The sequence below is a fragment of the Actinoplanes subglobosus genome (assembly GCF_042650585.1).
Taxonomy (GTDB): Bacteria; Actinomycetota; Actinomycetes; order Mycobacteriales; family Micromonosporaceae; genus Actinoplanes; species Actinoplanes subglobosus.
Genome location: NZ_JBHSBL010000037.1, coordinates 62252 through 75594, shown reverse-complemented (window position 1 = coordinate 75594; position 13343 = coordinate 62252). Strand labels below are relative to the sequence as shown.

Here is a 13343-nt window from a genome sequence, read left to right as displayed (position 1 = left end):
CCAGGTCGGTGCCGGTGGGGGCGTACTTCTTGAGCCGTGCGGTCAGCCGGATCATCTCGGCCGGGTCCAGCCCGGTGGACGGGGTGACAGCGGCCCGGGCGGCGAGTTCGGCCGACACCAGCAGGGCGTGCCCGGCGCCACGGCCCACGGCCATCCGGTCGTCGCGGTAGCCGGCCGGGTCGATGGCCCGGGCCAGCGCCAGCGTCTCGGTGACCGGCAGATCGGCCGGGACCAGGTCGAGGGCGAGCAGGTGCTGGCCACGGGCGTAGGCGACGGCGGCCTGCCGGGTGGCCGCGTCGACCTCGGCACCGGCCGCGGCGAACAGCTGATAGTCGTCCGGCGCGGTGTCGGTGGACGGTGGGATCACCGGCAGCGCGGCGAGGCGGCCCCGCAACCGCAGCGCGCTCAGGACGAGGATCACGACGATCAGGGCGGCGGGCACCGCCGACAGAACGGTCACGTCATCTTCTCCAGGTGGTCGGCGGCCGCCGGGGCGCCGCCGGCGGCGGCGAAGGAATCCCGCACGCGGCGGGCGGCGGCACGATAGGCGGGTTCGGTCAAAATCGACACCATGGCGGTACGCAACTCGTCCGGCCCGGTCCTCATGAAGCGGACACGCACTCCCACCCCGGCCGCGGTCACCTGGCCGGCGACGACCGGCTGGTCGTCCCGGATCGGCGCGACCACCAGCGGCAGGCCGTGCGCGAGCGCCTCACACACCGTGTTGTGGCCGGCGTGGCAGACCACCGCGTCCACGTGCGGCAGCAGGTCGAGCTGCGGCAGGTAGGGACGGGCCAGCACGTAGGGCGGCGGGTCGGGCAGCACGCCCGGCGGCGCGGCCACGATCAGCTGGACGTCGAGGGGTTCGGCGGCCCGGACCACCGCGTCGAAGAACCGTGCCCCGGCGTCACCGTTGACCGTGCCCAGCGACACCAGCACCCGCCTTTTCCCGCGGTCCAGCTCGGACCACGGGAAACCGGTGTCGTCCGGCCGGTCGGTGAGCGCCGGCCCGACGAACGCGTAGTGCCCGGGGAACCGCCGCTCGTCGCCGAGCAGCGCCGCCGAGGTGAAGGCGAGCACCAGCTCGTCGGAGAACCGCAGGTCGGTGCTCTCGGAGACACCGGCGTCCCGGCAGAGCCCGGCCATCCGCTCCCGGATCCAGTCGTCGACCCTGGGCATCGCCGCGTACGGGTCGGTGAACTCGCCGGACGTGGTGGCACTGGTGGCCCAGCAGATGCCGCGCCGCCGGGCGACCAGCGCACCGGCGAGCGCCTGCTGGTCGGCGACGATCACGTCCGGGCCGAACGCCTCGGCGGCCGCCTCGACGCCGGGCCGGGAAGCGCCGGCCAGCGGGACGATGAACTCCTCCCACAGGAACTTCAGCGCGCCCGCCCCGCGCAGTCCGAGCCGGCGGTCCCGGGACTCCGCCAGGGCCGCGTCCAGGGCCGGGTCGCCGGTGTCGTGGATCTCGGCATCCGGCCCGGCCAGCGGGCGCACCGTCGCGGCGCGGCCCGCCCAGGCGACCCGGTGGCCGCGGCCGGTCAGCTCCCGGGCGACGGCGACGGCCGGGTTGATGTGCCCGGTCAGCGGCGGGACGACGAACAGGAAGCGGCTCACCGGCGTGCCGTCCGCGCGGTCAGCCAGTCCAGGACCAGCGTCCGGACCAGCGGTGTCGCCTCCCGCAGCACGGTGTGCGCCTGGTCCGGGACCATGTGCAGGGTGCAGTCGGGCAGGTGGCGGGCCAGCTGGTGACCGGCGTCGGCCAGGTCCGAGTGGACGCCGTAGACGGCCAGCACCGGGCAGCCGATCGCCGCCAGCTCCGGTCCGCGCAGCGGTGGGGTGGCGGCCACGTCGTCGATCAGGGTGGTGCCGTTGAGCAGCTCACCGGCCAGTCGCGCGGCCCGGGCCAGTTTGCGTTCGCCGAGCTCGCGCAGCTGATCGGCGAGGTCGTCGTGGGCCAGGCCGAGCGCGGTGACGGTCAGGGTGTTGCTCATGTGCTCGGTCCAGTCGCCGGCCGCGTCGCCGACGGTGTGCGCCTCGATCACCACCAGGCCGGCCACCTGCCACGGGCGGCGCAGCGCGAACCGCAGCGCCACCACCCCGCCGTAGCTGTTGCCGACCAGGTAGACCGGGCGGTCCACGCCGAGCTCGGCGAGCAGGGCGGCCAGATCGTCGACGGCGTCGTCGACGGTGTACCCGGCCGGTGGGCGCTGGGAACGGCCGTGACCGCGGAGGTCATACATGATCGACTCGGCGCCGATCGCGGCCACCGGACCGGCCAGGGTGTAGTAGAAGCTCGACAGGTTGTCCAGGATCAGCCCGTGCAGGAACACCACCACCGGGCGGTCGGCCGGGAACCCGTCCGGTGGGCTGATCCGCTGGACATGGAAGCGCACGTCACGGGCGACGACATCGACCACGGCGGGCCCCTCAGACCGGTGCGGACGTGTCGGCCAGACGATCGGAGATGTACGCCAGCAGCCGGCCCACGGTCAGCGACATGATCTCGTCGAGCTCCATCCCGGCGATGAACCCGGCGAAGTCGACCCGGTCGCCGTACCGTTCCCGCAGGTACTCGCCGAGCGCCACGAACTCGATGCTCTCCAGCGCCAGATCGTCGTCGAACCTGGTGTCCGGGGTGATGTCGACCGCCAGCAGGACGTCGTCGCCCATGACCTCGACCAGGCCCTGCTTGAGGTCGTCGAGAAGCTGACTGGTGGTGTGCACGGTCACGCGGTTCCTCCTCGGTTCGGTGATGCGGTGGTCCAGGCGACCACGTAACGGTTGTCGGGTCCGTCGACGACGCGGTGCCGGACCGGCCAGCTGCGGTCGTCCACGGTGACGGTGCAGCCGGCCGCGTCGAGGCCGGTGACGGCGAAGCGGCGGGGGCGCCCGGCGAGCCCGGTGCCGAGTGCCTTGGCCACGGCCTCCTTCGCCGTCCACAGGCGCACCAGCAGTCCGGGACGGTCGGTCGCCTGGTCCACCAGGGACTTCTCGGCATCGGTGAGGGCGACGTCGGCGATCGCGCGGTCGGTGATCGGTTCGATGTCGATACCGACGGCGTCCCCGTCGGCGGGAGCCGCGATCGCTACCGCCAGGTGGCCGGCGTGGGCCAGGGAGACGTGGAATCGCTCGCCGCCGGGGCCGCGCGCCCAGGGGCGGCCGTCCGGCTCGTTGCCGACGCGGATCTGGCAGGGGAACAGGTCGCCGGCTCCCCGTCGCCACAACTGCTCGCGTACGGCGTCCTTCAACGCCACCCGTCCGAGCAGCCATTCGCGCTGGGCGATCGGGGAACGGTCGGCGTACTCGGCGCGTTCCGGGGCGACCAGGTAGCGGCGCATCACCAGTTCCCGGGTGGCGGTGTCCGGCCAGCGTTCGCGGACCAGGCACCAGCCGTCCGGCTGCGGCTCGCCGGCGCCGGTCTGGCCCGGATGCTGTTTGAGCTGCCACATCCGCTCGTCGGTGGAGAAGCGGTGGGTCGCCCAGTCGGTGATCGTGATCCGGACCCGGCCGTCCGGGGTACGCAGCTGGGCGTCGGCCCGCATCCGGTCGGGGGTCAGTTCGGTGATGCGGGCGGTGCAGGTCAGGCGCTCGCCGGGGGCCGGAGGCGGGCCGAACCAGCGGACCGCGCCGATACCGATCGGGAAGACGACCTGGTCCACGTCGGCGCTCACCTGCATCCAGTGGCCGATCAGCTGTCCGGCGGCGTCGAGCAGGGCGCCCGGGGCGGGCAGAGCCGTCAGGTCGCCGCGGATCCCGTCGGCGGCCAGCGTGTCGAGGGTCGTCACTCCGGCGTAGGCGGGGCCGTGGAACATCCAGCCGTCCTCGTAGAGCCTGGTGGCGTCGATGGGGGCCGGACGTTCGTCGCGCAGCGGGGTGGTGTCCGTGGGCGGAGCGGGTGGATACGTCCCGGCCAGGAGGACGGTGCCTGAGGCGTACCCGTCGATGGTGACCTTGATCTTGGTCTTGTCGGTGGCGTCGGTCCGGATCGTGGCGGCGGTCGGTGGGGCGACGACCAGCCAGCGGCGGACCCGGACCTGTTCGAGGCCGATCACGGTGCGGCCGGGGGATGCCTCGCGGGCGGCGTCGGCCATCAGTTCCAGCAGGCCGGTCAGCGGGACCACGGGGAACAGGTCGGCCGGTTCGGGCCAGCCCGCGGCTTGCGGGATCAGGCTGTGGTCGGCGAGCCATGGCATCGTCGCCAGCGAACACTCCACCGTGCGCGGCTCCTGCCGCGCCGCGGGCTCCTGCCGCGTCAGGAGTTGCTGCACCGGCCGGGTCGACGGCGCGGTGGACCAGGCCTCGGAGACGGCCCGGGCCGCTGCCGCCGTGTCGGTCAGTGTCGCGGCCAGCGCGGCCAGGATCGGGTGATCATTCGTGGACGAGGCGAGCCCAGCGCCGGAAACGGCCGGCGGCGGGGCGACCAGCGGCGGGAGCGTGCCCGCCAATCGCACCTGCGGCGCACCCAACGCGAGCCGGACCGAGTTGCCGGTCTGGCTCTTCTTGGCCGCGGGCAACCGGTCCCACCGGGGCGAACGCCCTTCGACCCACAACGCGGCAGCCACCCGCCGCAGCTGCGCGACGCCCCCGCGAGCGGGGACGTGCGCGGCGATCGACAGGTGATCACGGCGCCCCAGGGTGTCGGCGACGAATCCGGTCAGGCTGCCCGGCCCGACCTGGACGAATCCGCGGACGCCGGTGTCGTGCAGGCGCTCCAGGAGCTGGCGGAAGCGAACCGGTTCGAGCAGGTGACGGACGAGCAGTTCCCGGACCGCACCGGGTTCCGCGGGGTAGGGCTCCAGCGTGGTCGCCGACCACACCGGCGTGTGCGGCGGATCCAGCGGCAGCATCGCGAACGAGGCCCGCACCTCCGCCAGGTACGGCGTGGCCATCGGGGTGTGGAACCCGGACCGGAACGCCAGCACCTCCCCCGGCACCCCGGCGGCGCGGAGCCGGTCGAGCGCCGCCCCGATCGCGGCCGGCGGACCGCAGAGCACCGACTGGTGCGGGCAGTTGTCGTGCGAGACGACCACGTCCGGTGCGGCGACCAGGGCGATGGCACGGTCCGCGGCGCATCCGACGGCGGCGTAGTCGACCTCCGGGACCGCCACAGTGCCCGGCCGCAGTGTGTCCACGAACCGGTCGACGGCCCCGGCCCGGTAGCTGCCGGCCGCCACCATCGCGGTCCACTCCCCCAGGCTGTGCCCGGCGACCAGGTCGGGCGCGACACCCAGGTCGCCCAGGGCCTCCGCCAGGAACCGGCCGACGGCGACGACGTCGGCGCCGCGCGAATGCAGTGCGGTGCCGCCGGACAGGCGCGGACCCGGCCGCCCGAAATGCCCGGCGACGTCCTCGACCCGCGGCGCGAACTCCGGCTCGAACCCGGGGAACAGGAACGCCAGACCGCCCGGAGCGGCGAGCAGCGGCTCCGCGGTGAACCAGATGTCCTCCCGGCCCCGCCAGGCCCGCCCACGCTCGACCACCTTCCGGGCGAGAGCGAGCCGGCGCGCCGTCGGAGCCACCACGGCCAGCCGGCACGCCCCGCTGCCGTTCGGCACGGTCGAGACCCCGGCCAGCAGTTCCTCGTCGGAGACCGCGAGCTGAGCGGCGAGAGCGCCGGGGCTGTCGGCCGCGAGCAGAAGCATCGATTCGACGGTGTCGCTCGCCGCCGCCCGGCCCCGGCTCTTCGCGGACAGCGGGGCGCCGACCCGGTCCTGTTCCAGCACGAGGTGCGCGTTGATCCCGCCGAACCCGAACGCGTTGACCCCGGCCCGCCGGGGCCCGTCCCCCTCCCAGGGCTCGGCGGAGGTGACCGGCCGGCAACGGGTCGCCGCGAGCCCCGGATGCGGTTCGTCGACGTGCAGGGTCGGCGGCAGTACCCCGTGGTGGACCGCGAGCGCCGCCTTGATCAGCCCGGCCATCCCGGCGGCGGGCATGGCGTGCCCGATCATCGACTTGACGGTGCCCAGCCCGATCGACGGTCCGGCCGTGCCGAACACCCGGCCCAGCGTGGTCAGCTCGGCGGCGTCCCCCACCGGTGTGGCGGTGCCGTGCGCCTCGACGAGACCGACCGAGTCCGGCGCCAGAGGATCCAGCCCGGCCGCCTCCCACGCCCGCTGAACCGCCAGAACCTGCCCGTCGGCACTGGGACTGACCAGGCTCGCGGCCCGACCGTCACCGGCCACCCCCACCCCGCGGACCACCGCGTAGATCCGGTCCCCGGCCGCGACGGCGTCGGCATGACGTTTGAGGACCACCACCCCGGTACCCTCGGCCATCAGGGTCCCGTCGGCCCGCCGGTCGAACGGCCGGATCCGCTCGCTGGGGCTCAGCGCCCGCAGCTGGCTGAACACACTCCACAACGTCGGGTCGTGACAGACGTGCACGGCTCCGGCGAGTACGGCGTCGCACCGCCCGGACGCGAGTTCCCGGACGGCGGCGTCGACGGCGAGCAGCCCGGACGCGCAGGCGGCGTCGACGGTGTAGGAGGGGCCCCGCAGGTCGAACCGGTTGGCGACCCGGGCCGCGGCGAAGTTGGGTACGAGTCCGATCGACGCGTCCGGGCTCTCCGGCCCGAGCGCCGCCAGGAACTGCTCCCGGACCCCGCCGAGCTGCCCTTCCGACAGGCCCGGAACGAGTTCCCGCAACGTCGCCAGCAGCTGCGTCACGGTGCGGACCCGCTGGTCGAGCCGGGCCATGCCGGGCGTCAGGTAGCCGCCCCGCCCGATGATCACCCCGATCCGCGACCGGTCCGGCAGCGCGTCCACCCCGCCGGCGTCCTCGATGGCCTCGGCCGCCGCCCGAAGCGCGAGCAGCTGATCGGGGTCGGTGCTGGCGACGGCGGCCGGCATGATCCCGAACCGGGTCGGGTCGAACGACGCCACGTCGTCGACGAACCCGCCCCGCCGGCAGTAGAACCGGTCCGCCACCGGGGGCCGGTGGTAGGCGCCCGGGTCATAGAAGGTCGCCGGATCCCACCGCGACACCGGAACCTCGCCGGTCGCGTCCACTCCGGCGACGATGTTGCGCCAGAACGCGCCGGTGTCGGCCGCGCCGGGAAAGACCGCGCCCATCCCGACGATCGCGACCGCGCTCACTCGAAGGTCTCCAGCGGCGCGTTCAGGAACCCGACCTGGCACTGCCCGGCCGGTCCCCACGCGAGTTCGGCCAGCAGCGCCGCCACCCCTTCGGCCGGGTCGATCATGCCGACGCCGCGCCGCGCGTACTCCCGGGCCAGCTCGGGCGTGACCATGCCACCGGCCTCCGGCGCCCACGGTCCCCAGTCCACCGACAGGACCCGCCGGGCCACCCGGCTGTGCCGCCAGGTCCGGGCCAGTGTGTCGAGAGCGTCGTTGGCGGCGGCATAGTCGGCCTGGCCACGGTTGCCGAAGACACCGGAGACGCTGCCGAAAACGATCAGGTGTGCGAGGTCCGGCGGTGCGGCCGCGACGATCGCACGGGCCCCGTCGACCTTGGTGCCGAAGACCCGTTCGAACGACTCCGGTGTCTTGTCGGCGATCAGTCTGTCCTCGCACAGGCCGGCGCCGTGCACGATCGTGTCGAGGCGCCCGTGCCGGGTGCGGACGTCGCCGACGAACCGCGCCACCGCGCCGGCGTCCCGCACGTCGAGGGCCGTGTACCGCACCGAGGCGGCCCGTCCGGCGAGCCGGTCGAGGGTCTGCCGGATCTCCCGCTCGGCGGCGAGACGGCGGGCGGCGGCACCGATCGCGGCCGGGTCCCGCATGCCGCGTTCGACGAGAAGGCGGCGCAGTCCGGGCTCACCGTCCGCGGCCATCACCTGCGGGTCCGGTTCTTCACCGAGGGGGGTACGCCCCACGAGCTCCAGATGACAGCCTGAGGCATCGGCGAGCGCTGTGGCGACGGCGGCGGTGATACCCCGGGCACCCCCGGTCAGCATCACCACCGACTCGGCGCCGAGTCCGGCTGCACCGCAGGCGGCGGCCACGTCGACCGGTCCGGCCGGGGCTTCGGCCGTCACCCGCAAAGTGTTGCGGGTGCCGTTGGTGTATCCGACGACGACCGGCCCGTCCACGGCGCCGAGTTCGTCCAGCAGATGCCGGGCGATCTTGCGGGGCGCCTCCTTGGGATCGACGTCGACCGCCCGTACCAGAAGATCGGGGTATTCCCGGGCGATGGTCCGGATCAGGCCGCGCAGACCGGCGCCGGGTGCCGGATCGGTGGCCGGGTCACCGGTCCAGCCGTGACCGAACGTGCCGGCCGAGCCGGTCACCACGATCAGCCGGCGGACCCCGCCGAGGACGGCCTGCCGCAGCACCCCGAAGACGGCCGTGATGTCGGGCGCCGGCTCCGGCCCGAGCCCGGCCAGGTAGACGAGCCCGTCGACGGTGGGCACCGCCCCGGCGCTGTCGTGCACCGACGCCGACGCGCCGTGCTCCTCGAGGAGGTCGGCGAGTTCCAACCCGATGCCCCGCCCGTCCGCGACGATCGCGACGTCCCGTCCGGCGAGCGCACCCACCGGCACCCCGTCGAGGTGCGCGATCTCCCGCACCGCGACACCGAACCGTTGCAGCCGCACCGGCTCGGTTCGCGTGCCGTCCGCCAGGCGCCTGTCGGCGCCTTCGACACCGTCCCGGGGTACGACCGAGTTCGCCAGCCGTACCCCAGAAAGGTCATCGGGGTGCGGAGTCATGGCTGAGCTACGGCTCGCGAACTGAGCTGGGGTCGCGGTCCGGGTCTCGATCCAGTCGACGATGCCGCGGATCGTCTTGATCCGGGCCAGCTCCTCGATCACGGATTCGTCGATCTGGCCGCCCGCACCGCCGAAGCCCAGCCGGTCCGCCAGCTCACCGATCAACTCGGTCCGCTTGATCGAGTCGACCGACAGATCCGCCTCCAGATCCAGCCCCGGATCCAGCATCTCCGCCGGATAGCCGGTCCGCTCGCTCACCGTCGCGACCACGAGGGCGAGGACGTCCTGTGCCGCCGGCGCCTCCACCAGAGCCGGCCCGGACTGCGCCTCGATCCAGTCGACGATCCCGCGGATCGTCTTGATCCGGGCCAGCTCCTCCACCACCGACTCGTCGATCTGCCCGCCCGCGCCACCGAAGCCCAGCCGGTCCGCCAGCTCACCGATCAACTCGGTCCTCTTGATCGAGTCGACCGACAGATCCGCCTCCAGATCCAGCCCCGGATCCAGCATCTCCGCCGGATAGCCGGTCCGCTCGCTCACCGTGGCCACGACCAGGCCCAGGACGTCGGTCTCGGGGTGACTCAACACAGGTGACGGCACGGTGACGGGCACCGGGGTCTCGACGGGCGGCGGCGCGACAGTGGGCAGGGCCGTGGCAGGGGCCGCGGCGCCCAGGTAGCCGAGCATCACCTCGCGCTGGGTGGCGACCAGTTCCCGGGCGCCACGGAGGAACTCCAGCACCGCCGCGTCCCGTTCGGCGGCCGGGACAGCCGGCGCGGACCGGGCGGGCATCGCGGCCACCACCTCGGCCGGCCGCAACCCGCCGGGCAGCGACGCGCCGTCGGCACTGCGGACCAGGTGTCCGTCGACGGTCCAGCCGGGACGCACCGGCACCGCGGCAGCGGAGACGACGGTGGCGTCACGGCCGGCGAACAGCGGCTCCGGGTCGACGGCGACACCGGTGACGGCGAGTTCGGCGAGCACCCGCAGCAGGCGGGGCAGGCCGGGTTCGCCGGACCGGTCGAGTGCCACGGCCAGGTGCGGGCGGTCGCCGAGGATGCCGGTGACCAGGCGGGTGAGGACGTCACCGGGGCCGGCCTCGACGAAGGTGCGGGCGCCCGCGGCGTACATCGCCTCGATCTGCTCCGCGAAGCGGACGGGATCCGCGATCTGCCGGGCCAGCAGCGCACGGATCCGGTCAGGGCTGTCCGGGTAGGGCGCCGCCTCGGTGTTGCTCCACACCGGCACAGCCGGGGTGCCGACCGGCCGTCCGGCGAGTTCCGCCCCGAAGGTCACGGCCCCGGCGGCGACCACCGGACTGTGGAACGCGCACGCCACCGGCAGCCGACGGGTGCTGAGCCGCAGACCGTCGAGGGTGGTCAGGGCGGCCTCGACGGCGGCGGTCGGCCCGGAGATCACGGTCTGGGTGGGGGCGTTGTGGTTGGCCAGCACCACGTCCGGATGGGCGGCGAGGGCCTCGCGCACCTGGTCGGCCGGTGCCGTGACGGCCGCCATCGCGCCGGGGTCGTCGCCGGCCGCGCCGAGGATCGCCTCGGCCCGGGCCGCGCTGAGCGACACCAGTCCGGCCGGGTCCAGGGCACCGGCGGCGGTCAGCGCCACGACCTCGCCGTAGCTGTGCCCGGCCAGCTGGTCGGGGCGGATACCGAGGCCGGTGAGCAGCCGGTACGCGGCCATGTCGGCGATGCCGAGCGCCGGCTGGGCGACCCGGGTGTCGGCGAGGGCCGTGCGCTGGGCCTTGTCGGCGGCCGGGTCGAAGGCGGCCGGCGGGAACATGACGTCGGCGTACCGGGCTGCGGGTCCGCTGATCGTGGCCCGGAGCTGCGGGAACGCGACGAACAGGTCGGCCAGCATGCCGGGCCGCTGGCTGCCCTGGCCGGGGAAGAGGAACGCGACCTGTCCCGGCCCGGATCCGGCCGGGCCGGCGACGTACACACCGAGGCCGGTGTCGGTGGTGAAGTCGCGGGCCGGGGCGAGGGCGGCGGCGAGCCCGTCGAGGTCGTGGGCCACCACGGCGACCTGCACCGGTAGTTCGGTGTCGACGCCCGCGGCCAGCGTCCACGCCAGATCGCGCAACCGCCAGGGCCGTCCGGCCGCGTCGTTCGCGGTGACCAGTGCGGTGAGCCGGTCGAGGTGGCGCAGCGCCGCGTCCCGGTCGGCGCCACGGAACAGGAACAGCTCGGACGGCCACTCGTCGAGGCCGTGGGCGGGTTCACCGGCGCCGTCGTATCCGGCGACCACGGCGTGGAAGTTGGTGCCGCCGAACCCGAACGCGCTGACCCCGGCGATCCGCTCGGCCGGCGTGCGGGCCCACGGGCGTGCGGTCCGGTCGAAGCCGAACGGGCTGGTCGTGCTGTCCCAGTACGGGTTCGGCGCGCCCAGGTGCAGGGTCGGCGGCCGGACACCGGTGTGCACGGCGTAGGCGGCCTTGATCAGCCCGGCCAGCCCGGCGGCGCACTTGGTGTGCCCGACCTGCGACTTCACCGAGCCGAGCGCGGCACTGCCGGGAGCGGCCCCGGCCTCGGTGAAGACCTCGGTGAGCACGGCCAGCTCGGTACGGTCCCCGACCACCGTGCCGGTGCCGTGCGCCTCCACCAGCCCCACGTCGGTGACCGACAACCCGGCGGTGGCGTAGGCGCGGTCCAGGGCCAGCCGCTGGCCCTGCGGTCGTGGCGCGGTGAGCCCGAGCGACCGCCCGTCACTGGACCCGGCGACCGCCTTGATCACGGCGTACACCCGGTCTCCGTCGCGTTCGGCGTCCGCCAGCCGTTTCAGCGCGACACAGGCCACGCCCTCACCGAGCGCGATCCCGTCGGCCTGCGAGTCGAAGGTGGCGCACCGCCCCGACGGCGACAGCGCCCGGACCGCGGCGAACATCAGGTAGTCGTAGATGCCGTTGTGCAGGTCGGCGGCACCGCAGAGGACCAGATCGCTGGATCCGGCGCGCAGCTCCTTGCAGGCCAGGTCGAGCGCGGCCAGCGAGGCGGCGCAGGCCGCGTCGACGGTGTAGTTGACGCCGCCCAGATCGAGGCGGTTGGCGATCCGCCCGGCGATGACGTTGGAGAGCACGCCGGGGAACGAGTCCTCGGTGACCGTCGGCAGGTGGGCGTCGAGTTCCGGCGGCAGCTCACCCAGGTAACCGGGCAGCAGCGCACGGAACCCGTAGGCGGTGGCCAGGTCGTGACCGGCCTCGGCACCGAAGATGACCGACGCGCGCTCCCGGGCGAACGGGCGCTCGGCGTAACCGGCGTCGGCCAGTGCCCGGGCGGCGACCTCCAGTGCGAGCAGTTGGACCGGTTCGATGCTCGCCAGACTGGCCGGCGGTATCCCGTACGCCAAGGCATCGAAGTTGATCCTCGGAAGGAACCCGCCCCACTTGGACGGCGTCGCATCGCGCCGGGCCCGCCGGTAGGCGTCCGGGTCGAAGTAGCGGCCGACGTCCCACCGCCCGGCCGGGATCTCGGTGACCGCATCCACCCCGGTCACCGTGTTGTGCCAGTAGCTCGCCAGGTCCTCGGCCTCCGGAAGCACACAGGCCATGCCGACGATCGCGATGTCGAGCGGCTCGGGTTCGCGGACGATCGCCGGGCCGGGGGCGAAGGCCGCCGCCCGCCGGGTGAGCAGCTCGTCGGCGCCGTCGGTGACCTGCCGGTGCAGTTCCGCGACGGTGGTCGTGGCCGATCGCAGGGTCGCCACGTCGCCGAGCATGTACATGCCGTCGCGCTCCTGGACGCCGTCGGCGACCTCGCGCAGCTCACCGTCCTGCCGGCGCACGCCCTTGCTGGCGACGCGCAGCCGGCCGAGGTTGAGCCGCTCCAGCTCGGCCCAGCTGTCCTGCACGCTCGCTCCGGTCTCGGCCAGACGCTGCTTGGCCAGCGCGAACGTCTCGACATAGCCGGTACGGGCGCAACGCGTCGCGTGGCCCGGCGAGGTCTCCAGCAGCACCGTCTCGGTGGTGTCCACGGCGATCCGCTGGAACCGCGGCACGATCGCCCCGGCACTGACCGCCTCAGCGGTGAACAGGTAGGCGGTGCCCATCAGCACGCCGACGTCCGCGCCGCGGGCGGTGAGCGGGGCGGCGAGCGCGGCGACCATGGCGGCCGACCGTTCGTCGTGGATGCCGCCGGCGAAGAGCACCCGGACGTCGCCGAGGTCCTCGCCGTGGGCGAGCAGCCGGTCCATCTGGCTCTGCCAGAGCGGGAAACTGGCCCGCGGACCGACGTGGCCACCGCACTCGGACCCCTCGAAGACGAACCGGCGCGCACCCTGGCCGAGGTAGCGGTCGAGCAGACCGGGAGACGGGACGTGCAGGTAGGTGGTGATCCCTGCGGCGTCGAGCGGTGCGGCCTGGTCCGGGCGGCCGCCGGCGATGATCGCGTACGGCGGACGCACCTCCAGCACCGCGGCGAGCTGGGCCGACCGCACCTCGGGCGGTGAGAAGCCGAGCAGCCCGACGCCCCAGGGGCGGTCGCCCAGCCGCTCGGCGGTCGCGGCCAGCAGACGGGCGGTCTGGTCGCCGTCCATCAGAGCCAGGGCCAGGAACGGCAGCCCGCCCCCGTCGGCGACCGCGGCGGCGATGGCGGCCAGGTCGCTGACCCGGGTCATCGGTCCCTGCACGACGAGCCGGCTGCCACCACCGGCCGCCGCGGTGGTC

The 13343-nt window shown here is 74.2% G+C and carries 6 protein-coding genes; all 6 read right to left on the bottom strand.

The features are described 5' to 3' along the window. The coding region (locus ACFO0C_RS46815) for a hypothetical protein (protein WP_378073364.1) at positions 1-460 on the bottom strand (460 nt) is incomplete at its 3' end. Continuing rightward, entirely contained in the window at positions 457-1617 is a 1161-nt protein-coding gene (locus ACFO0C_RS46810) for a glycosyltransferase (RefSeq protein WP_378073363.1), read from the bottom strand. The genes ACFO0C_RS46815 and ACFO0C_RS46810, both read right to left, overlap by 4 nt. Then, positions 1614-2420 (bottom strand): alpha/beta fold hydrolase, encoded by an 807-nt coding sequence (locus ACFO0C_RS46805; protein WP_378073362.1) that lies wholly within the window; start codon positions 2418-2420, stop codon positions 1614-1616. The genes ACFO0C_RS46810 and ACFO0C_RS46805 overlap by 4 nt, the downstream gene beginning before the upstream one ends. 10 nt (positions 2421-2430) lie before the next feature. Beyond that, on the bottom strand, positions 2431-2733 hold the full coding sequence (locus tag ACFO0C_RS46800; protein WP_378073361.1) for an acyl carrier protein: 303 nt from the start codon (positions 2731-2733) through the stop codon (positions 2431-2433). After that, positions 2730-7097 (bottom strand): beta-ketoacyl synthase N-terminal-like domain-containing protein, encoded by a 4368-nt coding sequence (locus tag ACFO0C_RS46795; RefSeq protein ID WP_378073360.1) that lies wholly within the window; start codon positions 7095-7097, stop codon positions 2730-2732. Before ACFO0C_RS46795 ends, ACFO0C_RS46800 begins: the two co-directional genes overlap by 4 nt. Beyond that, positions 7094-13294 carry an SDR family NAD(P)-dependent oxidoreductase gene (locus ACFO0C_RS46790; protein ID WP_378073359.1) on the bottom strand — a complete coding sequence of 2067 codons (6201 nt, stop codon included), beginning with the start codon at positions 13292-13294 and terminating at the stop codon, positions 7094-7096. The genes ACFO0C_RS46795 and ACFO0C_RS46790 overlap by 4 nt, the downstream gene beginning before the upstream one ends. Positions 13295-13343 lie beyond the last annotated feature (49 nt).

Coding starts and splice junctions, on each gene's coding strand:
- ACFO0C_RS46790 (WP_378073359.1), bottom strand. CDS start 13,294: ATGACCCGGGTCAGCGACCTGGCCGCCATCGCCGCCGCGGTCGCCGAC.